This is a genomic window from Amycolatopsis australiensis (assembly GCF_900119165.1).
In the GTDB taxonomy this organism is placed as follows: Bacteria; Actinomycetota; Actinomycetes; order Mycobacteriales; family Pseudonocardiaceae; genus Amycolatopsis; species Amycolatopsis australiensis.
Genome location: NZ_FPJG01000006.1, coordinates 2,368,426 through 2,393,813, shown reverse-complemented (window position 1 = coordinate 2,393,813; position 25,388 = coordinate 2,368,426). Strand labels below are relative to the sequence as shown.

The 25,388-nt window shown below is 71.5% G+C and carries 26 protein-coding genes; 8 read left to right on the top strand and 18 right to left on the bottom strand.

Translation table 11 applies throughout. The features are described from left to right. Positions 1 to 245: 245 nt before the first annotated feature. Together BT341_RS12740 and BT341_RS46360 are read right to left on the bottom strand one after the other, a co-directional pair. On the bottom strand, positions 246 to 1,766 hold the full coding sequence (locus BT341_RS12740; protein WP_072476495.1) for a sensor histidine kinase: 1,521 nt from the start codon (positions 1,764 to 1,766) through the stop codon (positions 246 to 248). A gap of 4 nt (positions 1,767 to 1,770) precedes the next feature. Next, entirely contained in the window at positions 1,771 to 1,983 is a 213-nt protein-coding gene (locus tag BT341_RS46360; protein ID WP_177328792.1) for a biotin/lipoyl-binding carrier protein, read from the bottom strand. A gap of 96 nt (positions 1,984 to 2,079) precedes the next feature. On the opposite strand from BT341_RS46360, the gene BT341_RS47840 reads away from it, so the two are divergent. Continuing rightward, positions 2,080 to 2,154, top strand: coding sequence for a 50S ribosomal protein bL37 (locus BT341_RS47840; RefSeq protein WP_098515123.1), 75 nt, complete (start codon positions 2,080 to 2,082; stop codon positions 2,152 to 2,154). Positions 2,155 to 2,218: 64 nt separating this feature from the next. On the opposite strand, the gene rsrA is transcribed toward BT341_RS47840, so the two are convergent. Continuing rightward, the gene (rsrA, locus tag BT341_RS12730; RefSeq protein WP_003059781.1) at positions 2,219 to 2,539 is read right to left on the bottom strand and encodes a mycothiol system anti-sigma-R factor; all 321 of its coding nucleotides are present in this window, start codon (positions 2,537 to 2,539) and stop codon (positions 2,219 to 2,221) included. Then, positions 2,536 to 3,159 carry a sigma-70 family RNA polymerase sigma factor gene (locus BT341_RS12725; RefSeq protein ID WP_072476494.1) on the bottom strand — a complete coding sequence of 208 codons (624 nt, stop codon included), beginning with the start codon at positions 3,157 to 3,159 and terminating at the stop codon, positions 2,536 to 2,538. The genes rsrA and BT341_RS12725 overlap by 4 nt, the downstream gene beginning before the upstream one ends. Positions 3,160 to 3,352: 193 nt before the next feature. Between BT341_RS12725 and ybaK the strand changes: the two genes are divergently transcribed. Continuing rightward, positions 3,353 to 3,829: a Cys-tRNA(Pro) deacylase gene (gene ybaK, locus BT341_RS12720; protein WP_072476493.1), complete on the top strand. Its 477-nt coding sequence runs from the start codon at positions 3,353 to 3,355 to the stop codon at positions 3,827 to 3,829. A 1-nt stretch (position 3,830) separates the two neighbouring features. Here the strand turns inward: ybaK and BT341_RS12715 are convergent, their stop codons facing one another. Both BT341_RS12715 and BT341_RS12710 read right to left on the bottom strand, forming a co-directional pair. After that, on the bottom strand, positions 3,831 to 4,439 hold the full coding sequence (locus tag BT341_RS12715; protein WP_072476492.1) for an alpha/beta hydrolase family protein: 609 nt from the start codon (positions 4,437 to 4,439) through the stop codon (positions 3,831 to 3,833). Next, the gene (locus BT341_RS12710) at positions 4,436 to 5,194 is read right to left on the bottom strand and encodes an SOS response-associated peptidase (protein WP_072476491.1); all 759 of its coding nucleotides are present in this window, start codon (positions 5,192 to 5,194) and stop codon (positions 4,436 to 4,438) included. The genes BT341_RS12715 and BT341_RS12710 overlap by 4 nt, the downstream gene beginning before the upstream one ends. Positions 5,195 to 5,309: 115 nt before the next feature. On the opposite strand from BT341_RS12710, the gene rsgA reads away from it, so the two are divergent. From rsgA to BT341_RS12695, 3 genes are all read left to right on the top strand, one after another. Next, positions 5,310 to 6,332: a ribosome small subunit-dependent GTPase A gene (gene rsgA / locus BT341_RS12705; protein WP_072476490.1), complete on the top strand. Its 1,023-nt coding sequence runs from the start codon at positions 5,310 to 5,312 to the stop codon at positions 6,330 to 6,332. 101 nt (positions 6,333 to 6,433) lie between these two features. Then, a complete protein-coding gene (locus BT341_RS12700; RefSeq protein ID WP_072476489.1) occupies positions 6,434 to 7,312 on the top strand; it encodes an SCO4651 family lipoprotein in 879 nt (292 codons plus the stop codon). Between the two features lie 68 nt (positions 7,313 to 7,380). After that, the gene (locus tag BT341_RS12695; RefSeq protein WP_072476488.1) at positions 7,381 to 8,118 is read left to right on the top strand and encodes an SCO4651 family lipoprotein; all 738 of its coding nucleotides are present in this window, start codon (positions 7,381 to 7,383) and stop codon (positions 8,116 to 8,118) included. Between the two features lie 66 nt (positions 8,119 to 8,184). Here the strand turns inward: BT341_RS12695 and BT341_RS12690 are convergent, their stop codons facing one another. Both BT341_RS12690 and BT341_RS12685 read right to left on the bottom strand, forming a co-directional pair. Beyond that, positions 8,185 to 8,676 carry a DUF6912 family protein gene (locus tag BT341_RS12690; RefSeq protein WP_143168541.1) on the bottom strand — a complete coding sequence of 164 codons (492 nt, stop codon included), beginning with the start codon at positions 8,674 to 8,676 and terminating at the stop codon, positions 8,185 to 8,187. Then, positions 8,673 to 10,079 (bottom strand): WS/DGAT/MGAT family O-acyltransferase, encoded by a 1,407-nt coding sequence (locus BT341_RS12685; protein WP_072476487.1) that lies wholly within the window; start codon positions 10,077 to 10,079, stop codon positions 8,673 to 8,675. Before BT341_RS12685 ends, BT341_RS12690 begins: the two co-directional genes overlap by 4 nt. Before the next feature lie 34 nt (positions 10,080 to 10,113). Here BT341_RS12685 and BT341_RS12680 point away from each other — a divergent pair, with 34 nt between their 5' ends. Continuing rightward, complete coding sequence (locus BT341_RS12680; RefSeq protein WP_072476486.1) at positions 10,114 to 10,875, top strand: TrmH family RNA methyltransferase; 762 nt, start codon at positions 10,114 to 10,116, stop codon at positions 10,873 to 10,875. A 3-nt stretch (positions 10,876 to 10,878) separates the two neighbouring features. Here BT341_RS12680 and BT341_RS12675 read toward each other — a convergent pair whose 3' ends face one another. Further along, on the bottom strand, positions 10,879 to 11,253 hold the full coding sequence (locus BT341_RS12675) for an HAD-IA family hydrolase (RefSeq protein ID WP_072476485.1): 375 nt from the start codon (positions 11,251 to 11,253) through the stop codon (positions 10,879 to 10,881). Between the two features lie 175 nt (positions 11,254 to 11,428). Here BT341_RS12675 and BT341_RS44220 point away from each other — a divergent pair, with 175 nt between their 5' ends. Continuing rightward, positions 11,429 to 11,893 (top strand): Rv3235 family protein, encoded by a 465-nt coding sequence (locus BT341_RS44220; RefSeq protein WP_072476484.1) that lies wholly within the window; start codon positions 11,429 to 11,431, stop codon positions 11,891 to 11,893. Positions 11,894 to 12,377: 484 nt separating this feature from the next. On the opposite strand, the gene secA is transcribed toward BT341_RS44220, so the two are convergent. From secA to mtrA, 6 genes are all read right to left on the bottom strand, one after another. Continuing rightward, positions 12,378 to 15,257 carry a preprotein translocase subunit SecA gene (secA, locus tag BT341_RS12665; protein ID WP_072476483.1) on the bottom strand — a complete coding sequence of 960 codons (2,880 nt, stop codon included), beginning with the start codon at positions 15,255 to 15,257 and terminating at the stop codon, positions 12,378 to 12,380. Positions 15,258 to 15,463: 206 nt separating this feature from the next. Next, a complete protein-coding gene (gene hpf / locus BT341_RS12660) occupies positions 15,464 to 16,150 on the bottom strand; it encodes a ribosome hibernation-promoting factor, HPF/YfiA family (RefSeq protein WP_072476482.1) in 687 nt (228 codons plus the stop codon). An 868-nt stretch (positions 16,151 to 17,018) separates the two neighbouring features. Next, the gene (locus BT341_RS47835; protein ID WP_425426348.1) at positions 17,019 to 17,978 is read right to left on the bottom strand and encodes a ComF family protein; all 960 of its coding nucleotides are present in this window, start codon (positions 17,976 to 17,978) and stop codon (positions 17,019 to 17,021) included. Between the two features lie 63 nt (positions 17,979 to 18,041). Further along, positions 18,042 to 19,766 (bottom strand): LpqB family beta-propeller domain-containing protein, encoded by a 1,725-nt coding sequence (locus BT341_RS12650; protein ID WP_072476480.1) that lies wholly within the window; start codon positions 19,764 to 19,766, stop codon positions 18,042 to 18,044. Next, a complete protein-coding gene (mtrB, locus tag BT341_RS12645) occupies positions 19,763 to 21,487 on the bottom strand; it encodes an MtrAB system histidine kinase MtrB (protein ID WP_072476479.1) in 1,725 nt (574 codons plus the stop codon). The genes BT341_RS12650 and mtrB overlap by 4 nt, the downstream gene beginning before the upstream one ends. A gap of 7 nt (positions 21,488 to 21,494) precedes the next feature. Beyond that, entirely contained in the window at positions 21,495 to 22,172 is a 678-nt protein-coding gene (gene mtrA / locus BT341_RS12640; protein ID WP_005150760.1) for an MtrAB system response regulator MtrA, read from the bottom strand. 188 nt (positions 22,173 to 22,360) lie between these two features. Between mtrA and BT341_RS12635 the strand changes: the two genes are divergently transcribed. Next, complete coding sequence (locus BT341_RS12635; RefSeq protein WP_072476478.1) at positions 22,361 to 23,146, top strand: IclR family transcriptional regulator; 786 nt, start codon at positions 22,361 to 22,363, stop codon at positions 23,144 to 23,146. Between the two features lie 31 nt (positions 23,147 to 23,177). Here BT341_RS12635 and BT341_RS12630 read toward each other — a convergent pair whose 3' ends face one another. Genes BT341_RS12630 through BT341_RS12620 form a run of 3 tightly spaced genes read right to left on the bottom strand, consistent with a single transcriptional unit; the run spans position 23,178 to position 25,219 of the window. Then, entirely contained in the window at positions 23,178 to 23,828 is a 651-nt protein-coding gene (locus BT341_RS12630) for a dTMP kinase (RefSeq protein ID WP_072476477.1), read from the bottom strand. Positions 23,829 to 23,888: 60 nt separating this feature from the next. Next, positions 23,889 to 24,647, bottom strand: coding sequence for a hypothetical protein (locus BT341_RS12625; RefSeq protein ID WP_072476476.1), 759 nt, complete (start codon positions 24,645 to 24,647; stop codon positions 23,889 to 23,891). Next, positions 24,644 to 25,219 carry a papain-like cysteine protease family protein gene (locus BT341_RS12620; protein ID WP_072476475.1) on the bottom strand — a complete coding sequence of 192 codons (576 nt, stop codon included), beginning with the start codon at positions 25,217 to 25,219 and terminating at the stop codon, positions 24,644 to 24,646. The genes BT341_RS12625 and BT341_RS12620 overlap by 4 nt, the downstream gene beginning before the upstream one ends. Positions 25,220 to 25,388 lie beyond the last annotated feature (169 nt).

The following is a 25,388-nucleotide window of genomic DNA, read 5'->3' as shown; positions in this document are numbered from 1 at the left end:
GCACTTCTGTGCTCACGCCGTCTGGGGTGATACCTACCCGGTTCGAGCTTAACAAGTGAGGCGAAACCACCCGGCGACGGGTGTCGTGAACCCTCACAGGCTTCCCAGCCTCCCGCGAAGCGCTGAACGGCCCGGCACCTGTCACCAGGTGCCGGGCCTTCATCGTGTCATCCTCCCGCGATCCGCACCCGATCACGTTCGCCGCAGCGGATATGCCCCGGGCCGCCCGGGTCCAAACGCGACGGCTACAACCGCCGCGAAAGCGGGATCCGCAGCGCGGCTTCGGTACCCGTCACCCGGGTCGACGACGCCTCCACCCGCACCTTGCGCAGCGACAGCGAGCCCCGCAGCTCGGACTCCACCAGCGTCCGCACGATCTGCAGCCCGAGCCCGTCCGAGCGCTCCAGTGAGAACCCCGACGGCAGGCCACGCCCGTTGTCGCGGATCACGACGTCCAGCCAGCGCGCCGAACGCTCGACGATCAGCTCGACCTTCCCGGACCGGCCCGCCGGGAACGCGTGCTCGACGGCGTTCTGCACCAGCTCGGCCAGCACCATCACCAGCGGCGTCGCGATCTCCGCGACGACCACCCCGAACGAGCCCCTGCGCGACAGCCCGACCTGCGACTCCGCCGTCGCGACCTCGCCGACCATGGGCAGCACGTTGTCGAGGAGCTTGTCGAGGTCGACGCGCTCGTCCACCGAGATCGACAGCGCCTCGTGCACCAGCGCGATCGACGTCACCCGGCGCACCGACTCGGCCAGCGCGAGCCGCGCCTCCTCCGACGACGTCCGCCGGGACTGCAGGCGCAGCAGCGCCGCCACCGTCTGCAGGTTGTTCTTCACCCGGTGGTGGATCTCCCGGATCGTCGCGTCCTTCGACAGCAGCGCGCGGTCCCGCCGCTTGACCTCGGTGACGTCGCGCACCAGCACCAGCGCGCCCGCCGCCTGCCCGGCCGGCCGCAGCGGCAGCGCGCGGAACAGCACCACGGCACCGCGGCGCGAATCGGCCTCCGTGCGGCTCGACGGCTTCCCGTCGAGGGCCTCGATGATCCGGTGGGACACCTCGGTGGCGTCGAACGGGTCGCGGATCAGCGACCGCGTCAGCGGCGCCAAGCGCGTGCCGACCAGGTCGGACTCGTGTCCCATCCGGTGGTAGGCGGACAGCCCGTTCGGGCTCGCGAACACGACCGTGCCGCTCGAATCGAGCCGGATCAGCCCGTCGCCGACGCGCGGTGACGTGTGCGTGTCGGTCGCGTTGGTGCCGTTCGGCGGGAACGTGCCGTCGACGATCATCTGGCACAGGTCGCCGGCGCTGCCGAGATAGGCGATCTCCAGCGGGCTGGGCACGCGCGGCGCGGCCAGGTTCGTCTCGCGGCTCAGCACGGCGATGACCTCGTCGTGGAAGCGCACCGGGATGGCCTCGCGGCGCATCGGCAGGTCGCGGTACCAGTGCGGGTCCTCTTCGCGGCAGATCCGCACCTCGCGCATGGCCTTGGCCAGCTGCGGGTGCTCCTCGACGGTGAACCGGGTGCCGACGACGTCTTCGGGGTGCGCGGTGGGCGCCGTCGTCGGGCGCGCGTGCGCGACGCAGACGAAGTCGCCGCCGTCGGGTTGCAGCTCCCGGCTCACCGGGACCCAGAGCAGGAAGTCCGCGAAGGACAGGTCGGCCAGCAGCTGCCACTCGGCGACGACGGTCTGCAGGTGGTCCGCCGCCTCTCCGGGGAGGCCGGTGTTGTCGGCGAGCAGTTCGGCGAGCGTGGACACGGCGTTACTCGACCACCCCGAGCAGGTCGCCCTGCTGGACGAGGTCGCCCTTGCGCACGGCGAGACGGGCCAGCGTACCCGCACCCTCGGTGACCACCGGCAGCTCCATCTTCATCGACTCGAGGATGACCACGGTGTCGCCCGCGGCCAGCGCGGCGCCGGGTTCGGCCACGATCTCGAGCACCGTGCCGACCATTTCGGCCCTGATCTCGGCCACCGGCACCCTCCTCACGCTCGGCCTGACCACCCCATCCAACCAGAACGGACCGTCATGACACACTTGAGCAGGAACCTTTGACGACGAGGAGTGAGCATGTCGAAGCGCGCCCGCAAGCGTCGCGACCGGAAGAAGAACGGCGCGAACCACGGCAAGAAGCCCAACGCCTGATCCGGCGTCCGGCATGACGAAGGCCCCCACCCGATCGAGTGGGGGCCTTCGTCGTGCTCAGGCGCTATTCGGAACGCTGCTCGAGGGTGATTTCGGTGCGTTCGACGGTGACGCCACCACGCGTGGCGACGGTCTGGCGGATCGACGCGCGCAGCCGGCTCTTCAGTTCCGCCGGCGCGTGGTCGCCGCCGCACTTGCGGGCGAGCAGCTGCTTGATGTGCTCGTCGATGCCGTACTCCTCGAGGCACGGCGGGCAGTCCTCGATGTGGGCGCGCAGCGCGGCGTCCCGCTCGGGGCTGCACTCGCGGTCGAGGAGCAGGTAGATGTCGGCCAGCGCCTCTTCGCAGCGGACCTTGTCGGACGCGCCCTCGCACATGTCGTTCATCGCCCGGCCACCTCCTCCTTGGCACCCCGGATGAACCCGCGTTCCCGCGCGACGTCGGCGAGCAGGTCGCGCAGCTGGGCGCGGCCCCGGTGCAGGCGGGACATCACGGTGCCGATCGGGGTGTCCATGATCTCGGCGATCTCCTTGTACGCGAAGCCCTCGACATCGGCCAGGTAGACGGCCAGCCGGAACTCCTCGGGCAGCTTCTGGAGGGCGGCCTTCACGTCGGTGTCGGGCAGGTTGTCCATCGCCTCGACCTCGGCCGAGCGCAGCCCGCTGGAGGTGTGGCTCTCCGCCTTGGCGATCTGCCAGTCGGTGATCTCCTCGGTGGGCTGCTGCACCGGCTGCCGCTGCCGCTTGCGGTAGCCGTTGATGTAGGTGTTGGTGAGGATGCGGTACATCCACGCCTTGAGGTTCGTGCCCTCCTTGAAGGAGGCGAACGCGGCGTAGGCCTTCAGGTAGGTCTCCTGGACCAGGTCCTCGGCATCGGCGGGGTTGCGGGTCATCCGCATCGCGGCCGAGTACAGCTGGTCGAGCAACGGCATCGCGTCCCGCTCGAAGCGCTCGGCGCGCTCCGCCTCGGTCGCTTCTTCCGGTGCTGAGTTCTGCGTGCTCGGCAAACCGTTCCCTTCCCGCTCGGCGTCGATGCGCGTACGCGCATACGGCGGACCCGAGTTTACGCGGGGGCCGGGCACACCGCGGTTCGCCGGGGCCTCAGGGCGGCGGCGGCTGCGAGAGCGTGTGGTAGCGAGCGTCGTGGTCACGCCCCGTACAACCGATCGGGCGGGGCGGGCATTCCCTAGACTGCGGCCCATGGCTGGCAAGGGCACCCCGGCGACGGCGTTGCTGACGAAGCAGAAAGTGGCGCACACGCTGCACGCGTACGACCACGACCCGCGGGCGGAGTCGTACGGCCTGGAGGCGGTGGAGGCGCTGGGCCTGGACCGCGCCCGGGTGTTCAAGACGCTGGTGGCGGAGGTGGACGGCCGGCTGACGGTGGGCGTGGTCCCGGTCACGGGCCAGCTGGACCTGAAGGCACTGGCCGCGGCGGCGGGCGGCAAGAAGGCGAAGATGGCGGACCCGGCGGCGGCGCAGCGGGCGACGGGCTACGTGCTGGGCGGCATCTCACCGCTGGGGCATCGCAGCCGCCTGCCGGTGGTGATCGACAGCTCGGCGGAGAAGTTCGAAACGGTGTTCTGCTCAGCGGGCCGGCGCGGGCTCGAGGTGGAGCTGTCGCCGGCGGACCTGGTCCGGCTGACCGGCGCGGTGGTCGCCCCGATCGGCGCCTGACCTAGGTCAGCGGCCGCAGCACCCGCGACAGCCACTCCGTCACCGCGCGGGACACCGTGTCCAGGTCCTTGCCCAGGCTGTGGTCGCCGTCCACCAGCACGATCTCGTGGTGCGGTCCCGCCGCCGGGCGGCCGAACGGGTCCCGCTCGCCCTGCACCACCAGCACCGGCACCTCCACCGCGTCCAGCTCCGGCTGGCGCGACTTCTCCGGCTTGCCCGGCGGGTGCTCCGGGAACGCCAGGCACAGCACCGCCACCGCCTGGCCTGCCGCCGCCGTCCGGCAGGCCACCCGGGCGCCCGACGAGCGGCCGCCGAACACGAACGGCAGGTCGTCGAAGCGGGCCGACAGCTCGTCCGCCACCGTCAGCCACGCCGTGTCCAGCTGGTTCGCCGGGGCCGGCGCGCGACGGCCCGCCACCCGGTAGGGCTGCTCCACCAGTGCCACGTGCACGCCCGCCGCCTGGGCCGCGCGCGTCACCGCCACCAGGTCCTTCGCCCCGAGCCCGCCGCCCGCGCCGTGGCCGAGCATCAGCACTGCCACGCCCTCCTCCGCGCAGTGCAGGTAGACCCGCGCCGGGCCGTACTCGGTGTCGATCTCGACCGCGGTCATGACTTCGGCACGTCGAACAGGGCACCCTCGTGCGCGGGCTCGACCCGTTCCAGCAGCTCGGGCCCGTTGTTGCGGACGTTGTTCACCAGGTTCGAGATCGGCCGCAGCTCCAGCGACTCGACGATGTCGCCTGGCGTGGGCACCAGCAGGTCCGTGACGTCCTCGCGGTCCGGGTCGAGCCAGCCGTCCCAGTGCGAGCGCGGCACGATCAGCGGCATCCGGTGGTGGATGTCGGTGAGCTGCCCGGTGGCGTCGGTCGTGATGATCGAGAACGTGATCAGCGGCGGCGCGTTGTCGTCGTCCTTCGGCCGCCAGCTCTCCCAGATCCCGCCGAACGCGATCGACGAGCCGTCCGGCGGCGTCATGTAGAACGGCTCCTTCTCCTTGCCGGTGCGGCGCCACTCGAACCAGCCGTCGGCGGGCACCAGGCAGCGGCGCGACACGAGCGCACGGCGGAAGGCGGGCTTCTCGGCGGCCGTCTCGGCGCGCGTGTTGATCATCCGCGAGCCGACCGACGGGTCCTTGGCCCAGAACGGCACCAGGCCCCACTTCATCATCCGCAGCGAACGCTCGGCGGGCTCGTCCTCGAGGACCTGGCCGTCCTCGTCACGCGGGTGCCGCTGCACGACCGTGACCACGTTCTTCGTCGGCGCGACGTTGAAGTCGGTCCGCGCGTGGCCTTCGGTGAGGTCGACCGCGTCGAACTCCTCGATCAGCTTCGCCGGGTCCTTCGTGGCGGCGTAGCGGCCGCACATGGCCAACCTCCTCGTACCGGAGACGTCCGGGACGCCATCGTTACACGCAGGCCAGGGCCGTGGCGAGCGACATGGGATCATTCGGGTGGCACCGGCGCACGGGAGGAGGACACCTTTGGCGCGCAGCGACTGGAGCAGGCTGGACGAGTCCGACGTCCGCGTGCGTCCCGGCAAGGGCAGCCGCCCCCGCAGCAAGCGCCGTCCCGAGCACGCTGACGCCGTCGGCGCCATGGTCATCGGCAAGGACCGCGGCCGCTGGACGTGCGCGATCGACGCCGATCCCTCCCGGGTGATCACCGCAATGCGGGCCAGGGAGATGGGCCGCACGCCGGTGGTCGTCGGCGACCGCGTCGGCGTGGTCGGCGACGTCTCGGGCAAGCCGGACACGCTCGCCCGGATCGTCCGCGTCGACGAGCGCACCAGCTCCCTGATGCGCACGGCCGACGACACCGACCCGTACGAACGGCTGGTCGTCGCCAACGCCGAGCGCCTACTGATCGTCACCGCGCTCGCCGACCCGCCGCCGCGCACCGGCTTCATCGACCGCTGCCTGGTCGCCTGCTACGCGGGCGGTGTCGAGCCGGTGCTGTGCCTGACGAAGGCCGACCTGGCCAGCCCGGACGAGCTGCTCGCGAGCTACGCGGGCCTCGGCATCCCGGCGATCGTGACCCGCTACGACGAGGAGCCGGAAGGCCTCGCGGAGCTGCTGAAAGACCGCGTCACGGCACTGGTCGGGCACTCCGGGGTCGGCAAGTCGACATTGGTGAACCGCCTGGTCCCGGACGCCGAGCTGGCCACCGGCGTGGTGAGCGCGGTCGGCAAGGGGCGGCACACGTCCGTCGCGGCGGTGGCACTGCCGCTGCCGGACGGCGGCTGGGTGATCGACACGCCGGGCGTCCGGTCGTTCGGGCTGGCCCACGTGACCGCCGACGACATCGTCGACGCCTTCGAGGAGTTCTCCGAAGCCGCCGAAGAGTGCCCGTCGGGGTGCGGGCACCTGGGTCCGCCCGAAGACCCGGACTGCGCGCTCGACGACGTCGTCACCGAAGGCCGGGCGAGCGCCGAACGGCTCACGTCCCTGCGGCGGCTGCTGGCCTCGCGCGGCGGCCACGACGTGACCCGCGCCACCGAGTCCTGAGACAACCGGGAACCGTCGCCGGGTCGTCATCGTCCCAGTGGTAACCATTCGCCCGTTCGGGCGATATGCCGAGGGGAACATCCGACTCCGAGGGGAATTCGATGCGCAAGACCACCCTGGTCGCCGCGGGCGCCGCGCTGGTGCTCACGCTGACGGCGTGCAGCGGCAACTCCGGCACTGCCGAGCCGGCCGCCGCGGGCAGCCAGACGCAGGCCGCCGGCCTCGCTTCGCCGTTCACCGACGCGGTCCAGCTGGCGTCGGCGTCCAAGCAGGGCACCGAGAAGTCCAAGTCGGCGAAGTTCAGCATGGAGGGTTCGGCCGCGGGCCAGACCCTGCGCGCGACCGGCGCGATGGCCTTCGACGGAGCCAACACCAGGTTCTCGATGACCACCACGGCGGCCGGCCAGACCACCGAGATGCGCATGGTCGACCAGGTCATGTACATCAAGCTGCCCGCCGAGGACCAGAAGCAGATGGGCACGGACAAGTCGTGGGCCAAGATCTCGGCCGACGGCACCGACCCGATCTCGCAGGCCATGGGCAGCGCGCTGTCGCAGTCGGCCGAACAGAGCGACCCGAGCAAGATCCTGGAGCAGATCTCCAAGACCGGCCGGATCATCTCCTCCGACCAGACGCAGCTGGACGGCCAGCAGGTCAACCACTACAAGGTGGAGATGGACGTCGCGAAGGCGATCGACCAGTTCACCAGCCAGGTCCCGGCCGCCGCGCGCGGCAAGCTGACCGACATGCTCAAGGGCAAGGACGTCAAGCTGCCCGCCGAGCTGTGGCTGGACAAGGACAACCTGCCGGTGCAGGTCACGATGGACCAGGGCCCGATGATGCAGGCGCTGGGCGCGCCGGCGGGCGAGTCGAAGTTCACGATGAAGTACAGCGACTGGGGCACCCAGGTCGACGTGACGGCCCCGCCCGCCGACCAGGTCGTCGACCTCGGCGAGCTGATGAAGAAGGCCGGTCGCTGACCGGGCGACGCTGAGTGGCGGCGGCTCCCCCGAACGGGTTCGGGGGAGCCGCTGTGTTTTCGTTGGCCATGCGCAAAGCCGCCGTGGTGCTGCTGGTCCTGCTGCTCGCCGCGTGTTCCGACCCGCCGCCGCCACCGTCGTTCGCCGACGCGCGGCAGCTGGCGGACGCCGTGACAGCGGCCACGAGGAGCGGCGGCTCGGCGAAGTTCGCGACGGACGTCGCGGTCGGCCAGGTCCGGTCGAAGAGCCAGGGCCAGGCCCGGTTCGGCCCGGACGGAACGGCCCAGGTGATGACGACGGACTTCATCGGCGAGCCGATGGAGCTGCGCGAGGTGGCGGGCAAGCTGTACGCGAAGGTGCCGGAGGGTTCCCGGGACGAGGGCAAGCCATGGGTCTCGGTGGCGGCCGACGGAAGCGACCCGTTTTCCCAGGTGCTGGGGACGAGCTTGACGCAACTGGCGGCCCAGAACGACCCGGCGCACAGCCTGTCGGAGATCCGCGCGGCGGGCACGATCGTCTCGGCGGAACGCACGGAGCTGGCCGGAGTGCGGGCCGAGCACTACCGGATAGACCTCGACCTGGCGCGGTTGGGAACCGACCTGCCGGCGGGCCTCCCGCCGGATTCGGCGGACAAGCTGAGTGGGAAGTTCCCGGTGCAGGTGTGGCTGGACGACGCGCATCGGCCGTTGCAGATCGTGCTGGATCTGTCGCCGGTTTTGCGTGGGGAGGCGAGCATCACCACGCGGTATTCGGAGTGGGGTGCGCCGGTCGAGATCCAGGCACCGCCGCCTGGCGAGGTGGGGTAACCCGGATCAGCCGTCCATCCCCAAGTTGTCCACAACCGCACCCACCTGTGGACAACCCCGCTCAGCTCACAACAGCTCGAGCAAAAACGGCAGCTCCTGCGGCGCGTACCAGGCCAGCTCGTGGTCCTCGGCGTCGCCGAGCACGAACTCCGCGTCCGGGTCGCCGAGGTCCGCCGCGTCGATCACCGCAGCCGCTGCGGCCACCGCGTCCGCCGCCTCGGGCGCGTCCACGTGGATTGCCGCCACCGCCGACAGCGGGATCGGGCCTCCGATGCGGACCACGGGCGCGTCCAGGTCCGGGCGCAGCGTCACACCCGACACGTCCGCCGAAACCACCACCCGCCGCGGCTCGCCTTTCTCCTCCGCCGCGATCAGCCGCAGCGAGGCGCGCGCCGCGTCCAGCAGGGCCGCGTACTCCAGCTCCTCGTCCGTGCCGCTCACGTACGCCTCGCGCAAGGCGGGCGTCAACGCGAACGCCGTTCCGCTGCGGGCACGGAACTCGCCCGTCGATTCCAGCTCGCGAAGCATCGCGATGGTCGCAGGCAGATAGACCCTCACCAGTGCGCACCCTTCAGCTCTTCCAGGGACTCTTCGATCATCCCGGCCAGGAGGTCCACGTCGAACGCGGCCTTCCGGTCGCCGTTCAGTCCGAAGTAGACCCCTCCGTGGTAGGACGTCACCCCGATCGCCAGCGCCTGGGTGCGCATCAGCGGCATCACCGGGAACATCTCGACCAGTCTGGCCTCTCCCGCGTACATCGGCACCTGCGGCCCCGGCGAATTGGTCACCATGACGTTGAAGATCCGCCCCGACAGCGACCCCGCCGCCCGCGCGCCGAGCGAGTGCAGGGTCGCCGGGGCGAAACCGCCGACCTTGAGCAGCCCGCGCGCCGTCACCGGACGTCCCGAGTCCAGGTGCTCGGCCATCGCGTGCCCGACGTGCTGCAGCCGCAGCACCGGGTTGGGCTCGCCGACCGGCAGGTCCACCAGGTACGCGGCCACCTGGTTGCCGATCAGCGCCGGCGTCGAGTACTCGGCCGTCTCGGCGTCGCGGACCGCCAGCGGCACCAGCGCGCGGATCGTCGCGTTCGGCGTCAGCGACTCCTCGCGCGAAAGCAGCCACTCGCGCAGCGCGCCCGTGATGGCCGCGAGGACGACGTCGTTGACCGTACCGCCGTGCGCCGCGCGGATCTTGCGGAAGTCCTCCAGCCGCGTGCGCACCACCGAGAACACGCGGCCGCCGGACACCCGGACGTTCAACGGCCCGGTCGGCGCCGGGTTCACCAGCGTCCGCAGCGTCGTCGCGACGCCGCCGACCGTCTCGGCGAGCTTGCCCGCCGCCGCGGCCGCGTCGTTCGCCGCCGAGCGCACGTTCTCCACCACCTCGCCGGGCCGCTGGACGCCTTCGCTGATCGCGTCCAGCACCAGCTGCGTGCGGCTCGGCTCGCGCCGCGGCGTCCAGATGTCCTCGAACGGCTCCGGCTCGGCGGGCGCCGGGTCGAGGATGAGCTGGCCGAGCTCGATCGTGCCGACACCGTCCACAACGGACTGATGCGTCTTGGTCACCAGCGCCACCCGGTCGCCGGCCAGTCCTTCGATGAAGTACGCCTCCCACAACGGCCGCTCCGGCGCGAGCCGCCGCGACATCAGCCGCGCGACCAGGTCGAAGAGCTGCTCGTCACTGCCCGGCTGGGGCAGCGCCGAGCGCCGGACGTGGTAGCTCAGGTCGAAGTCGACGTCGTCGACCCACACCGGCCGCGCGAGATGGCCCGGCACCTCCATGACGCGTTGCCGGTAGCGCGGCAGGAACGCCAGCCGCGCCCCGATCAGGTCCAGCAGCTGCGCGTAGGTGAACCCGGACCGCGGCCGTTCGAAGATCGCCACCCCGCCGACGTGCATCGGTGTCGCATGGTCCTCGACGTAGAGGAACGAGGCGTCCAGCGCGGAGAGGCGGTCGGGCATGAGCCGATCGTCGCACAGTGCGAGACTGCCCGGTGTGGGTGATGAGTCGACAATCTCGCCGAAGGACCGTTTCCTGACCGTGTACGGCCGGAAGCCGGTGCTGGAGGCGCTGGCCGACGACGGCCTGCGGGTGGACAAGGTGATCCTCGCCGACACCGCCCGCGGCCCGGGCGCGGCCGAAATCCAGCGCGCGGCGAAGGCCGCCGGCGTGCCCGTGCAGCGTGCGAGCGCCCACCGGGTCAAGGTGCTCGCCGGCAACGGCAAGCAGGACCAGGGGGTGCTCGCCGACGTCGTCGCGCCGCGGATGCGCGCGCTCGCCGCCGCGCTGGCCGACCGGCGCCCGCCGTCGCGGGTGCTGCTGCTGGACGGCATCACCACGCCCGCGAACGTCGGGATGATCCTGCGCACGGCGACGGCCGCGGGGCTCGACGGCGTGATCGTGCCGCGCCGCGGCGTCGCGGCGCTGGACCCGCTCGTCGTCAAGGCGTCGGCCGGGGTGGCGTTTCGCGCGCCGGTGCTGCGCTGCGGCTCGGCGCGTGAGGCGGCCGAACTGCTCACCGAAGCGGGCTACGGCCTCTTCGCGCTGGGGGCGTCGGCGCGCACCACGGTGTTCGAGGTCGAGCTGCCGCAGCGCGCCGCGTTCGTGCTCGGGGGCGAGACGGCCGGGGTCGGTGCGGACGTCGGCGAGCTCGTCACGGAGTGGGTGTCGATTCCGATGCCGGGTGACGTCGAGTCGCTGAACGTCTCGGCAGCGGCGGCGGTCCTGTCGTTCGAACTGGTCCGCCGCGGCCGGTGACGGTCACGGTTCCGGGAACAGCGCGCCGAGCTCGGTGAGCGTTTCCTCGACCGAGCGGTGGTGCACGCCGACCATGCCCGTCTCGACGGCGCCGCGGATGTTCGCGGCGGAGTCGTCGACGAACGCGCACCGCGTCGCGGGCAGGCCGAGACGCTCGGCCGCGATGAGGTAGACCGCGGGGTCGGGTTTGGCGACGCCGACCTCACCGGAAAACACCAGCGCGTCGAAATAGTCGAACATGGTGTTCTTGACCTCGTCCGACGCCCCGGGGGCGTTGGACAGCAGCGCGGTGCGGACGCCTCGTTCCCGCGCGGCCAGCAGGTAGTCGTAGAAGCGGCCGGCGTCGGGATCGGTGAGAACTCCGGCGAAATCGACCAATAACCCCTTCAGCACCCGGCACACCATAGCCGGTGTCGCGCCTACCGTACGGGCGCGGGTGAATCCACGGTTTCGGCGGTTGTTTCCCGAATCGGGCGATTCCCAGCGCCTTTCGGACCGGTTCCGGCCTCTAAGCGGTGGCGACGGCGAAATGCCGTGCGCGGGAGGGGAGGAAATGACCGAGGAACACCGCGTGAGAACGCTGATCCACTGCGAAGTACCGCGCCGGGCCGAGCGCCCGCCGACGGTGACCGCGCAGGAACACCGCCGGGGCGAGGGCCGGTGGCCGGTGCCGAGACAGCTCGAGAAGGCCGAGGTGGGCCGCCTGCTGAGCATGCTGCTGGAGGCCTACGACGGACGGCGCCCGGTACCGCAGATCCGCGGCCTGGTGGCCCCGGAGGTGTTCGCCGGCCTGAGCGGGCCACGCCTGGCCAGGCCGCGGCACCGGATCTGCCGGGTCCACACGTGCACCGCGGTGCCGGACGTGATCGAGGCGTGCGCCCGGGTGGAGGTGGAGGGCCGGTCGATCGCACTGGCGGCCCGCTTCACCCGGACACCGTCGGGCTGGCAGTGCGTGCGGTTCGCGCTGCTGAAGCCCCAGCGCCCGGCCCCACGAGCACACCGCCCGGCGGCGGCGTGAGCCGCACCCAGCCGGCACGCGCACCGCCTCACCGGCGGCGGCGTGGGTCGCCCTCCGGTCGGTCGAGTTGCTCGACGCTGCGTGCGGCAGGGCCAAGGCGGTGCAAGGTTGCCGCCTCGGCCGCCGCGAGGTGGGCCGACCGGCGCTGCCGACCGTAACTGGGCCACGCGCTGGGTGGGCTGACCGGCGCCGCGGGTGGCCGGGCCAACGCGGTGCAACGTTGCTCAATTGGCCGTCCGCGAGGTGGGCTGACCGGCGCCGCGGGTGGCTGTGCCAAAGCGGTGCGACTTTGCGCTCGGCCCCCGCGGCCCGGCCGAGGCTCGCGCGCGGCACCGCTCGGCTCAACTCCGTGAATGCCACATTGAGGGACCAAGTGTCCGTGAAGGTGGCATTCACGGCGGCTCGGCCGGGTCTGACCTGCGCGGAATGCAAAAGGCCGGGGTGCGCGCGGATCGCCCGCGAGCACCCCGGCCTCTGGCCTAAGTCAGCGGCGCGGGCCCTTCTTGCCCTTCTTCTGCGCGTCGCGCTGGGCGGCTCGGCGCTCGCGGCGCGTCGCGCCCGAACCCGCCGCCGACTGCGGGGCGCCGTCCGCGTGGGACTCGACCTCGCCGTCCTCGCCCGGGCCCGACAGCGTCATTCCCGACTGCTGGCCGCCACCGAGGCCCTTGCCGCGCAGGGCTGCCGGGACCGACTCCGAGTCCGTTGTCGGCGGCTGCGGGGGTGCTGGGCGGGCGTGCCTGCCCTCCGTTGCCTGGCCGTTGCCCGGGGCCACGCCCGTCGGTACCGCGGCCGCCGCTTCGGCCGGCGGCGCCTCCGCGCGCTCCACCTGCAGGTTGAACAGGAAGCCGACCGCTTCCTCCTTCAGCGAGTCCAGCATCGCGCGGAACATGTCGAAGCCCTCGCGCTGGTACTCGATCAGCGGGTCGCGCTGCGCCAGCGCCCGCATGCCGATGCCCTGCTTGAGGTAGTCCATCTCGTACAGGTGCTCGCGCCACTTGCGGTCGAGGACCGTCAGCATCACCTGGTGCTCCAGGGTCCGCATGCCGTCCGGGCCGACGAGCGCGTTGATCTCCTCTTCGCGTTTGTCGTAGGCGCGGCGGGCGTCCTCGAGCAGCGCCTGGCGCAGGCTGTCCGCGTCGAGGTCGCCGTCCTCCATCAGGTCGTCCCACTCGATGCCGACCGGGTACAGCGTCTTCAGCGCCGACCACAGCTTCTCGTGGTCCCAGTCCTCGGCGTAGCCGTTGGCCGTCGCACCGTCCACATAGGCGTTGACGACGTCCTCGAGCATGCCCTCGATCTGGTCGCGCAGGTTCTCGCCGGCGAGGATGCGGTGGCGCTCGGCGTAGATCACCTTGCGCTGCTCGTTCATGACCTCGTCGTACTTGAGGACGTCCTTGCGCTGCTCCATGTTGATCTGCTCGACCTGGGTCTGCGCACTCTTGATGGCCTTGGAGACCATCTTGTGCTCGATCGGCACGTCGTCCGGCAGCCGCATGGTGGTCATGACGCGCTCGACCATCGTCGCGTTGAAGCGGCGCATGAGCTCGTCACCCAGCGAGAGGTAGAAGCGGGACTCGCCCGGGTCGCCCTGACGGCCCGACCGGCCGCGCAGCTGGTTGTCGATGCGGCGCGACTCGTGCCGCTCGGTGCCCAGCACGTACAGCCCGCCCGCCGCGCGGACCTCCTCGGCCTCGGCCTTGGACTCCGCCTTGACCTTCTCGAGGGTCGCCGGCCACGCCGCCTCGTACTCTTCGGAGTGCTCGACCGGGTCCAGGCCCTGCTCGCGCAGCACCTGGTCGGCGATGATGTCCGGGTTGCCGCCGAGCACGATGTCGGTACCGCGGCCCGCCATGTTCGTGGCGACCGTGACCGCGCCCTTCTGGCCGGCGCGCGCGACGATCAGCGCCTCGCGGTCGTGGTGCTTCGCGTTCAGCACCTCGTGCGGCACGCTCAGCTTCACCAGCAGCTTCGACAGGTGCTCGGACTTCTCGACGCTCGTCGTGCCGACCAGCACCGGCTGGCCCTTCTCGTGCCGCTCGGCGATGTCCTCGGCGACGGCCTCGAACTTGGCCTGCTCGGTCTTGTAGATCAGGTCCGGCTGGTCCTGGCGGATCATCGGCCGGTTCGTCGGGATCGGCACCACACCCAGCTTGTAGGTCTGGTGGAACTCGGCGGCCTCGGTCTCGGCCGTACCGGTCATGCCGGCCAGCTTGTCGTAGAGCCGGAAGTAGTTCTGCAGGGTGATCGTGGCGAGGGTCTGGTTCTCGGCCTTGATCTCGACCTTTTCCTTGGCCTCGATCGCCTGGTGCATGCCCTCGTTGTAGCGGCGGCCGTGCAGGATGCGCCCGGTGAACTCGTCGACGATCATGACTTCGCCGTTGCGGACGATGTAGTCCTTGTCGCGGTGGAAGAGTTCCTTCACCTTGAGCGCGTTGTTCAGGTACCCGACCAGCGGGGTGTTCGCGGCCTCGTAGAGGTTGTCGATGCCGAGCTGGTCCTCGACGAACCGGACACCCTTTTCGGTGACGGCGACGGTGCGCTTCCGCTGGTCGACCTCGTAGTGGTACTTCGAGTTGATCAGGTTCGTCTTCTCGACGCGCTCCCGCGAACCCATCGTGGTGGTGTCGATGCCCTGCATGAGCGGCGCGAGCCGGGCGAACTCGACGTACCAGCGCGACGACTGGTCCGCCGGGCCGGAGATGATCAGCGGCGTGCGGGCCTCGTCGATGAGGATCGAGTCCACCTCGTCGACGATGGCGAAGTTGTGCCCGCGCTGCACGCAGTCGTCGAGGCTCCACGCCATGTTGTCGCGCAGGTAGTCGAAGCCGAACTCGTTGTTCGTGCCGTAGGTGATGTCGGCGTTGTACTGGGCGCGCCGGACGTCCGGCTGCTGCTCCGAAAGGATGACGCCGACCTCGAGGCCGAGGAAGCGGTGGATGCGGCCCATCCACTCCGCGTCGCGCTTGGCCAGGTAGTCGTTCGTGGTGACGACGTGCACGCCCTTGCCGGGGATGGCGTTGAGGTAGGCGGGCAGCACGCAGGTGAGGGTCTTGCCCTCACCGGTCTTCATCTCGGCGACCTGGCCGAGGTGCAGGGCCGCGCCGCCCATCAGCTGGACGTCGAAGTGGCGCTGGCCGAGCACGCGCTTGGCCGCCTCGCGGACGACCGCGAAGGCCTCGGGCAGCAGCTCGTCGAGGGATTCACCGTCGCCGTTCCGCTTGCGGAACTCCTCGGTCTTGGCCCGCAGCTCGGCGTCGGTCAGGTCCTTGACGTCGTCTTCGAGGGTGTTGATGTGATCGGCGATGTTGCGCAGCCGCTTCACCATCTTGCCCTCACCCGCGCGGAGCAGGCGGTTCAGCACCATCCGGTCGACCTCACTAGCTGATCATGAGCGCGCCCAGGCCGGTCCCGGGCAGGTTCTCCCGCGGCGGCGGCCGTGGTCGGCGCCACCGTCCTCCCCCATCGTAGGGAACCTGGGCCGCCGTGTGCACACGCCGTACGACGTGGGCGTGCGGATGGCCCGCACGCGAGCCGCGTGCGGGCCATCCGTCGGGCCTCCTTCGAGCCGGCTCAGCCGAGCCGGATCACGCCGTAGTCGAAGCCTTTCCGCCGGTAGACCACGCTGGGCCGGCCCGCTTCGGAGTCATTGAAGAGGTAGAAATCGTGGCCGACCAGCTCCATCTCGTAGAGAGCCTGGTCCACCGTCATGGGTTCCGCGCTGTGCTGCTTTTCGCGAACGACGCGGCCGGGCTGGTGACCCAGGTCGTCGTCGGCCCAGCTCTGCTGCTGGGGCAGGTCGATCTCTTCGGCACTCGCGAAGCCGTTCGTCTGCGGCTCGGCTTCGGGTGCGTCCAACACCGCGGTACGCGCGGCGGGACTGGCTGCGGCCGGGGATCCACCACCCGGCAGCACCGAGGTCGCTTCGGCGACCGATTCCGGGCGGCTGCGCCCGTAGTGCACGCGCCTCCGGTCGTGCGTCCTCCGCAGCCGGTTTTCCAGCTTGGTGACTGCGGAATCGAGCGCTGCGTAGAAGTCGGCGGCACACGCTTCGGCGCGGACGGCCGGACCTCGCCCCTTTCCGGTGATTTCGACGCGCTGGCAGCTCTTGGCCTGGCGCCGGTTGGGTTCGTGGAACAGCTCCACGTCGTACCGGATGACTTTCCTGTCGTAGCGCTCGAGCCGGGCCAGCTTTTCGCTGACGAGTGCCCGATAGTGGTCGGGCACCTCCACGTTGCGGCCCTTAACGACGATGTCCATACACGACCTCCCTCGCTGAGATGACTGCGAGCTGTTGTGTTTTCACACGGCGCCGGTATTGCGGGGACGGAAGCCCGGATCGCGGGCTGAGAAGAACTCGGGAGCGGTTCACGACGTCTCGTGCCGGTGCCCGAGCGCGGACTCAGCGCACCTCCGGCGCCAGGGACATGGGCTCGTCACCTCCCTGCCTGCGGGGATTGCTGATTGCGGAGCACGTTAGCTTCCTCACGCCCGTTACAACAGCCCCCGAGCCGGGGGATGTCGGGGAATGAGACTCCGTCACCCCGCGCAGTGAGCGGAGGGTGAACAGCAGAAAACACCCGCTGGTCGGACGCGGTCCGCGCAGCTCGGTTTCACACGGACGGCGCATCGCTGCCGGCTGGTGGACGCCGAGGGTGACGGCCCGGCCGGGCGCAGCCGCCACTCCGGTGGAGTGGTGTGGCGGCCGAGTGGTCGTGGTCGACACCCTCATGCCCGGTCAACGGCCGGGGCCTCGGCAGCGTTCCCGGCGGATGTCACTCGTGTGGGTGGTGGGTGGGTCACCTCCTCGGGATGAGGTCAGGCGGTTGGCGTTGCGGTGGTGCGATTGGCGATCGTGCTGCGGGGGTTGCAGCAGGCGGCCTGCGCCGGGAGTGGTGGGCTACCTGCAACGGTGGGCCCCGCGGTAGCCAGGCGGGCCTGCGCCGGTCGAAGCAGTGGGGCGCTCCGCGAGGAGATTCGGCAGCGGTCGCGACGGGGTTGGGGCAACACGCGCGAGCGCAGGCAGCTGCCGCCCGCAGGGCGTTCGACCACCGTCTCGCGCGGTACCCCCACCGCCGAGAGCCGCGGCGCGGCATCACCGGCGAGGTACGTGGCAGCGGGCCGGGAATCACCCGGCCGTGAGCAGGGCGACGACGGCGGCGACCGCGATGCCCTCCGCCGCCAGCGCCCGGACGCAGGCCGCTGCCGTGGCGCCGGTGGTGACCACGTCGTCCAGGACCACCACCGGGACGTCCGGCGGTGGGCGGCCCGCCTGGCGGAACCGCAGCCGGCCGGCGAGGTTCGCCGCTCGCTGGGCGTGGTTCAGGCCGACCGCGTCGCGGGCTCCGCCGGCCAGTTCCAGCGCTGGGGCCACCGTGACCTCGAACCCGCGCGCGGCGAGGAAGCGGGCCGCGGCGTCGGCCAGGCGCTCGACGTGGGGGCCACCGCGGACCCGCGCCGCCGATCGGCGGCTTGGCGCCGGGACCAGGCAGATCGCCCGCCGGCCGGAACCGGTTTCCCGCTGGATCGATAGCGGGTTCGGCCCAACGGAAGGCCGGATCGGGTCGGCTTTCGCGGGCAGCGGCGCGAAGGTCTCCATCCGCGAGACGGCCGACGCATCGGCGCCCTCCGGGCCGGGCCTCGCGAGGGTCGGCCGGGAGGCCCGGCCGGGCCTCGCGAGGGTCGGCTCGGCGCCGAACGGCGAGCTGGCCGGTGGCGGGTTCGGGTCGGCTTGCCGCCGGACCGACGAGCGCGCCGCCGCGGGGTGCGCTGCGGCGTCCGGAGGGCCCGCCGGCGCACCCGCACTGGACGAAACCGCGGCCCTCAGCGGCAGCACCGCCAGAGCCTCCGCCAGCGCCCGCCCCAAAGCCGGCGCGAGATCCCTTCTCCCCCGCTCCTTGTACGCGAGCAGCAACCGCCGCCCCACGCCGCGGTACCTGGCCAGCGCGAACACCCTGACCAACCCCGCCGTCGGGACCCGGACGACCTCGACCACCCCACGCCACACCGCCGCGCACTCGCCGCAGCACGGCTTCCCGCGGGCACCACACCCGGCACACCGGCTCGGGATCAGCAAATCCAGCAACATACGGACAGTGTCGCGACCACCACCGACAGTTCCGGACGCGCTGACGTCACCCACACCGGCGAATCAGCCCGGGTAGAACGGGTCCGCGTCCTTCATCGAATGGCTCTGCGGCCGCCAGACCTCGCCCAGCACCGACGCCGTCCACAGGCCGCTCGCGTCCGCCACCACGATCGGCCTGCTCGGCGCCGCCGTCACTCCGTGGACCGTCGGGGTCAGGTTGGAGCTGTTGAACGCGTCCATGCGCTGGCCGTCCACCGTGACGCGGACCACCGGCTGCGACGGCGACGCCGTCACCGCCACCAGCGTGTCCTGCGACAGCCAGTCCACGTCCACCACGTCGCGCAGGTCGTGGGGCTGCAGCAGCCGCGGCTCGCGCAGCGCCACCGAATCGCCGCCGCCGACCACCGAGGCCACCCACAGCTGGCCGTTCACCACCGCCGCCACCCGGACGCCGTCGCGGGAAAAGCGCAGCTCCGTGATGCCGCCCTGCTGGGTCAGGTCCGCCGCGTTCACCGTCAGCGCCGTCCACTGGCCGTTGGGGCCCAGCACCATCCGGCCGACCGAGAACTGGTCGACCACCGTCCACACCTCGCCGGTGCCCGGGCGCCACGTCGGGCGGCTCAGCGTGCTGCCCCCGGACAACGACGTCAGCGGGAGGTCGTGCCCCAGGTCGCCGATCCGCAGCCGGACCCGGTCGCCGTCGCGCTCGACCACCGCCAGGCGCCTGCCGTCCACCGACTGGGCCGCGCTCACGACGTTGTAGCCGCCGTTGCCCGCCGGGCCCGGGACCGGCTGGCCGTCGTCCAGGGACCGCACCCGGCCGCCGACCGTCATCAGGCCCGGCAGCTCCCGGCTCGGTGACAGCGCCGCGCCGTACGCGGGCAGGTCGCTCGGGCGCCAGTCCGGGTGATTCGCCACCAGCGAGGCGCCGTCGGCGAGGATCCGGATCCGCGCCGACGTGACGTACTGCAGCGAGAGGACGATCTGCGCGGCGATCAGGTTGCGGGTGTCGTCACTGGCCCCCGACAGCCCGGACAGCGGCACCACCAGCGTCCCGTCGTCGAGGCTCTTGACGTTCGTGTCCACCTCGACCGGCTCGGCGAGGAAGTTCCGCACCGACCCCGCCAGGCTCGCCGACGGGCCGCTGACCAGCAGGTTCAGCACCTTGCTCGGCAGCCCCGACTGCGGCTTCGCGATGACGTAACGCCGGTCCGGGACGAAGGTGGCCGACTGCTCCGAATAGAAGTTCACCGGCACCGCGGTGTAGTTCTCGCTGAAGTCGGACTCGGTCGCGTACAGGTCCGGCAGCGGGTCGGTGATCCGCCACTGGCCGTTCGCCTGCTTGCGCACCTTCACCTTCAGCGCCACCGGGCTGTAGTCCGGCACGAACGCGCTGTTCTGGTCGAGCGTGCCGACGTCGAGCCCGCGCACGTTCACGACCAGCGTGTTCGGGTCGGGCGGCGGCGACGGGTCGTAGACCGTGCCGAACGTGTTCTGGATGATCGTCAGGCTGCGGCTCGGCCGCCACGCCGCCCGGCTCTGGTCGTCCAGGTAGGCGCGCGCGGCCGCGTTGTTCTGGCCCGGCTTGAGCGTCGCGCCGATGAACCCGCGCACGAGGGTCAGCGGGTCGATGTCCTTCTCCGGCTCCGGGACGACGTCCCCGGAGCCCTGGCCCTGGCGTTCGCCGGAGACGACGACCGGCTGGGACTCCAGCGGGACGTTCGCGCAGCCGGCCACGAGCCCCACGCACACCAGCGCGAGCAGAAGCCGGAAAGCCCGTTGTTTCACTGACCGATTTCCTCACGTTCGGCGAAGATCGCCTCCGGCGCCGGCGTGACCTCGAGCAGGCCGAGCGGTACCTCGGCCGCGACGTGGTCGGGCGGCGGCAGCGTCAGCGGCGGTTCGCCCGCGGGGACCTCCTGGCGGCGCGGCAGCACCAGCCGGAAGCAGGCGCCTTGGCCGGGCTCGCCCCACGCGTCGAGCTCACCGCCGTGCAGGCGCGCGTCCTCCTGGCTGATCGCCAGGCCGAGCCCGGTGCCGCCGGTGCGCCGGTTGCGCGACGGGTCGGCGCGCCAGAACCGGTTGAACACCAGATCGGCCTCGCCGGGCCGCAGGCCGACGCCGTGGTCCCGGACCGTCACGGCGACCGCCGTCTCGTTGGCCGCCAGCGTGAGCACGACCGGCTTGCCCTCGCTGTGGTCGACGGCGTTGCCGAGCAGGTTGCGCAGGATCCGCTCGACGCGCCTCGCGTCGACCTCGGCGATCACCTCTTCGTCGGGCAGCACGAGCTCCACCGAGCTGCCCGCGTTGCCGGCGATCACCCGCACCTGCTCGACCGCGCGGGTGGCGATCGGGCGGACGTCGATGAACTCCGCCGCCAGCTCTTCGACACCGGCGTCGAGCCTGCTGATCTCCAGCAGGTCGCCGAGCAGCGCCTCGAACCGGTCGAGCTCGTCGACCAGCAGCTCGGTCGAGCGGGCGAGCCCGGCCGGGAACTGCTCGCGCGACGCGTGCAGCACGTCCGCGGCCATCCGGACGGTGGTCAGCGGCGTGCGCAGCTCGTGCGAGACGTCGGAGGTGAACCGCCGCTGCAGCCCGCCGAACTCCTCGAGCTGGCGGATCTGGCGCTGGATGCTCGCGGCCATCTCGTTGTAGGAGACGGCGAGCTTCGCCAGGTCGTCTTCGCCGAGCACGGCGAGCCGCTGGTCGAGATCGCCACCGGCGAACTGCTCGGCCGCCGCGGCGGCCTGCCGGACCGGCCGCACCACCTGCCGGGTCACCAGGTTCGTGATGCCCGCCAGCAACAACAGCAGCACGAGCCCGCCGACCAGCAACGTGTTCTGCACGGTCGAGACGGTGTTCTGCTCGGTCGTCAGCGGGAACAGCAGGTACAGCTGCAGCGGGCTGGCCACCGTGTTGAGCGGCGTGCCGACGATCAGGTACGTCGTGCGCGCGCCCGAGGCGTCGGTGACGGTGTGCTCGAGCCAGCTCATCTGGTCGGCTTCGACGAACTGGCGCAGCCGCGGCGGCACGTTCTCGAACGGGCCGGCGAACGCGGGCTCGTCGCCGGACTGGTCGTGCCCGCCGCTGGCGAGCACCGGGACGAACGTGCCCGCCGCCGAACCGGCCGCGTCCTGGCTGGTCGGCGTGATCGCGATCTTCTTCAGCGCGTTCTCGAGCCGGTTGCCCATCGCTTCCGGCGTCTCGCCGCCGAGGCCGACCAGCTCACCGGCGGCGGTGTCGGCGGCCGCGCGGGTCTGGGCGATGGCGGCTTCGCGCTTGGTGTCCAGCAGCCGCTCGGTGATCTGGTTCTGCAGCACCATGCCGAGCACGAAGACCACGGCCGAGGACAGCGCGAGCGTCGACACGGTGACGCGGAACTGCAGCGAGTGCTTCCACAGCTCGTTGAACGCGACCGCGCGGCGGCGCGCGAAAACGACGACACGCCGCACCAGGCGTGCCGTCGAACGCGCGAAGGCGGGGAGCCGTCTGCCGGTCTCCGTGCTCATCGACTCATCACGGCGGGCCGGCCTTGTACCCGACACCGCGAACGGTCAACACCACCTCGGGGTGCTCCGGGTCCTTCTCCACCTTGGAACGCAGGCGCTGGACGTGCACGTTCACCAGCCGGGTGTCGGCCGCGTGCCGGTAGCCCCACACCTGTTCGAGCAGCACTTCGCGGGTGAACACCTGGCGCGGCTTGCGCGCCAGCGCCACCAGCAGGTCGAACTCCAGCGGGGTCAGCGGGATGGCCTTGCCCTCGCGCGTGACCTCGTGGCCCGGCACGTCGATCGCCAGGTCGCCGATCGTGAGCGACTCCGCGGGCTCGGCCTCGGTGCGGCGCATCCGCGCCCGGACCCGCGCCACCAGCTCCTTCGGCTTGAACGGCTTCACGACGTAGTCGTCCGCGCCGGACTCCAGGCCGAGGACGATGTCCACGGTGTCGCTCTTGGCGGTGAGCATGACGATCGGCACCCCGGACTCGGCGCGGATCGCCTTGCAGACGTCGATCCCGTTCATCCCGGGCAGCATGAGGTCGAGCAGGACGAGGTCGGGCTTCAGCTCGCGCAGCGCGGGCAGCGCGCGCGAACCGTCGGCGACCACGGCCGTGTCGAACCCCTCCCCACGGAGCACGATGGTGAGCATCTCCGCGAGGGCGGGGTCGTCGTCGACCACGAGAACACGTGCCTTCATGTCCACATATTCGCACTAGTTCCGGCACCCGCACGCACGACCCGCGTGTTTGACCTCCAGAAAGATCAAGATCGCGACCCGCCCTGCTCCATCCGGGTGCCGGTACCGGGGCGTTCCCCCGCCTCCGGCCGTCCGGGGATTCGCCCGCTCAGCCGATGCGAAGGCCGCGTTCCGGATAGTGTTGCGCCATGCGGAACCAGGACTCGGGCAACGCAACTCAGAGCCAGGTGCAGTCGGTCGACCGGGCCATCAGCGTGCTGGAGCTGCTCGCCCGCAACGGCGAAACCGGCATCACCGAGATCGCGGGCGAGCTGGGCGTCCACAAGTCCACGGCGTCGCGGCTGCTCAGCGTCCTGGAGTCCAGAGGCCTGGTCGAGCAGCTCGGCGAACGCGGGAAGTACGCGATCGGGTTCGGCGTCGTGCGGCTGGCCGGTGCCGCGACCGGCCGGATGGACCTGGCGAAGCTCGGCCGCGCCACCTGCCTGGCGCTCGCCGAAGAGCTGGGCGAGACGGTGAACATCGCCATCGCCGACGACGGCGTCGCCATCAACATCAGCCAGGCCCGCGGCTCGGCGGCCATCACGACGCAGAACTGGACGGGCCAGCGGACTCCGTTGCACGCGACCTCCAGCGGCAAGGTGCTCCTGGCGCACATGGGCGAGTCCGAGCGCAAGCGCGTGCTGAAGCGGAAGCTCGAGCGGTACACGCCGCAGACGACGGTCGAGCCGGAAGAGCTGCTGGCCGAGCTGAAGCAAGTGCTCGAAGACGGCTACGCGGCCTGCTACGAAGAGCTCGAGGTCGGCATGCACGCGGTCGCCGTGCCGATCCGCGGCCCGGGCGGGGACGTCGTCGCCGCGATGAGCGCCTCCGGGCCGTCCTACCGGCTGTCCCGGCAGCGGGTGAAGCAGATCGTGCGGCCGATGACCGAAGCGGCCGACGAGCTTTCCGCGCAGCTGGGGTACTTCCGGGACTAGGGGACACGCCATCGCGCGGATCGTGTTCGTGCTACCCCAGCAATGTCGCCGCTAGGGCTTCATGGTCGACGCCCGCGACGCCGTCCAGGACGTGCCACGGCGCGAGCCAGCCCGAAGCGGCCAGCTCGTCGTACACCGCCGCGCAGCGTCGCTGCAGGCCGTCGTCGGTCTCGAAGCTGTCGCGGTCGCGGCCGGCTTCGGCCTCCGCGCGGCGTTCGGCACGTTCGGCGGCCACCGCGGGCGCGACGCGCAACAGCAGGTGCGCGTCGGGACGCGGCAGGCCGAAGCGGTCGACCTCCAGCTCCCACACCCACTTCACGACTTCGCCCGCCGCGTCCTGCCGCAGGCGCGCGGCCGCGTACGCGGCGTTGGACGCGACATAGCGGTCGAGCAGGACGACGTCGTGCGTGTCCCGCAGCGCGCGGATGTCGTCGGCGGCGCCGCTGCGGTCCAGCGCGTAGAGCACCGCCATGCCGTACACGGAGTCGGCGAGGTCGCCGTGGCCGCGGTGCAGCGCCTCCCGGACGAGGTCGGCGTGCACGCTCTTGCCGTAACGCGGGAACGCCAGCGAAGCGACGCTCGCGCCCTTCGCGCGCAGCTGCGCCGTCAGCCCGTCGGCCAGCGTGCGCTTGCCCGCGCCGTCGAGCCCTTCGATGACCACCAGTCGACCCACGGGCGCCATTATCGGTGGTGGACCGGCGGGCCCGGCGGAAGGGATCGACACCGGGCCCACCGGTACGGCTCAGGCGGGATGCCGCCGCAGGTGGAGGACGTAACCGGCGCCACTGACCGCCAGCACGCCGGCGAGGATCAGCAACGGCACCCAGCCCGTGTCGTGGCCGGCCGGCGCCGGGCTGCCGTCACCGCGGGGCATCACCTGGGACGTCGCGTCGTAACCGCCGGCCTCGCCTTCGCGGGCGTACGCGGAACCGGGGAGCTTGTCGGCGTAGCGCGCTTCGACGGTTCGCTGGTAGTCGGCCACGGCGACGGCGGGCTTGGCCTCCGACAGGGGCGTGACCCGGCCGTCGCGGACCGCGTACCAGGCGTCGACCTGCGGTTCGTGCAGCAGCTGGGCGCCCGGCGGCAGCTGCCGGGCGAACGCGCCTTCGACGTCGCCCGAAGCGATGTTGCCGACCTGCCAGGTGCCGTTGTCGCCACGCACCGACCACAGCGTCGCGGTCCGGCCGTCGGACGCGCGGGCCGGCACCGCGAAGTAAGCGAAGTCACCGGGAGCCGCGCCCGGCTTGCCCCCGACGAAGTCCGGCGAGAGCTCGTACACGGGGTAGGCGTCCGGTGAAACCTGGACCGTGACCGGACCGCGCGCGTCCGGGGCCTGCGCGAAGAAGCCGACCAGAGTGTCCTGGAGGCGCACCGCCGCGGCGTGCGCGGCCGCGGCGTCGGCGCTGCTGATGCCGGCGGCCTGGGCCGCGCCTGACACCGGAGCCGTCATCAGCAGCGCCGCGCCGGTCAGCACGGCGAGCACCAGCGCCCGCCTGCTCATCGGGCGATCCCGGTGAGCGTGTGCGTCCAGGTGAACGACGAGTTCTGCGCGTAGAAGCCGTAGGTGGCCCAGTTGTAGCGCTTGGCGGGCCCGGGATCGGCCCAGTACACCCAGCCGCCGCTGGTGTCGTAGCCGTAGACGACGTGCGTGTGGCCGCCGCCCGAGCGGTAGCCGACGCGGGTCTCGACCGGACGGCCCGCCGCGGTCTGCGTCCGGACGTCGGCGTAGGAGATGCGCCGGTCGAGGTAGCGGCCGGGCGAGGTGAACCCGAGGCGGGCGAAGGCGCGCTGGGGGTCGGCGAGCGTTCCGGGCAGGTTCGCGCAGTCCTGGCCGCTCTCGCCGTGCGCGAGCTGGCAGAAGCGCGTCTGGCTGACCGCGGCGCCGTGGAAGGCCGCGATGGTGGCGCCGGAGCTCGCCCAGCACCACTGGTTCTTCTGCTGGAGCTGCGACACGATCGGGTTGCGGTAGGTCGGCGGTACTCCGGGCGCGGCTCCGGCGGTGACCGGCGCGACCAGGCACAACATCAGGCTCACGGCCAGGACGACGTGAGCCTGGCTCGACTTCACCAGCACGGACGGCCTCCTGCCGAGAAGTGGGGCGAACCAGCGGTGGTCACAACGGTGAACAACGCGGTCACCCGGAGCAAGAACGCCATCCGGAGGAACGGACCGTTCCGGGTCACAGCCGGAACGCGGAACAGTCACCACAACGAGGCCAACCACCCTGAACGGGGGTCGGCAG

Excerpts from the sequence above, each read along its gene's own strand:
- hpf (WP_072476482.1), bottom strand. The coding sequence starts at position 16,150 with ATGGACATCGTCGTTAAGGGCCGCAACGTGGAGGTGCCCGACCACTAT.
- BT341_RS12700 (WP_072476489.1), top strand. The coding sequence starts at position 6,434 with ATGCGCAAGACCACCCTGGTCGCCGCGGGCGCCGCGCTGGTGCTCACG.
- BT341_RS12685 (WP_072476487.1), bottom strand. The coding sequence starts at position 10,079 with ATGCCCGACCGCCTCTCCGCGCTGGACGCCTCGTTCCTCTACGTCGAG.
- BT341_RS12710 (WP_072476491.1), bottom strand. The coding sequence starts at position 5,194 with ATGTGCGGCCGCTACGCCGCCACGAAGGACCCGGCGAAGCTGATCGAG.
- BT341_RS12625 (WP_072476476.1), bottom strand. The coding sequence starts at position 24,647 with ATGAGCAGGCGGGCGCTGGTGCTCGCCGTGCTGACCGGCGCGGCGCTG.
- secA (WP_072476483.1), bottom strand. The coding sequence starts at position 15,257 with ATGGTGCTGAACCGCCTGCTCCGCGCGGGTGAGGGCAAGATGGTGAAG.
- mtrA (WP_005150760.1), bottom strand. The coding sequence starts at position 22,172 with ATGAAGGCACGTGTTCTCGTGGTCGACGACGACCCCGCCCTCGCGGAG.
- mtrB (WP_072476479.1), bottom strand. The coding sequence starts at position 21,487 with ATGAGCACGGAGACCGGCAGACGGCTCCCCGCCTTCGCGCGTTCGACG.
- BT341_RS12630 (WP_072476477.1), bottom strand. The coding sequence starts at position 23,828 with ATGGCGCCCGTGGGTCGACTGGTGGTCATCGAAGGGCTCGACGGCGCG.
- BT341_RS12715 (WP_072476492.1), bottom strand. The coding sequence starts at position 4,439 with ATGACCGCGGTCGAGATCGACACCGAGTACGGCCCGGCGCGGGTCTAC.
- BT341_RS44220 (WP_072476484.1), top strand. The coding sequence starts at position 11,429 with ATGACCGAGGAACACCGCGTGAGAACGCTGATCCACTGCGAAGTACCG.
- BT341_RS47835 (WP_425426348.1), bottom strand. The coding sequence starts at position 17,978 with ATGTTGCTGGATTTGCTGATCCCGAGCCGGTGTGCCGGGTGTGGTGCC.
- BT341_RS12695 (WP_072476488.1), top strand. The coding sequence starts at position 7,381 with ATGCGCAAAGCCGCCGTGGTGCTGCTGGTCCTGCTGCTCGCCGCGTGT.
- ybaK (WP_072476493.1), top strand. The coding sequence starts at position 3,353 with ATGGCTGGCAAGGGCACCCCGGCGACGGCGTTGCTGACGAAGCAGAAA.
- rsrA (WP_003059781.1), bottom strand. The coding sequence starts at position 2,539 with ATGAACGACATGTGCGAGGGCGCGTCCGACAAGGTCCGCTGCGAAGAG.
- BT341_RS12635 (WP_072476478.1), top strand. The coding sequence starts at position 22,361 with ATGCGGAACCAGGACTCGGGCAACGCAACTCAGAGCCAGGTGCAGTCG.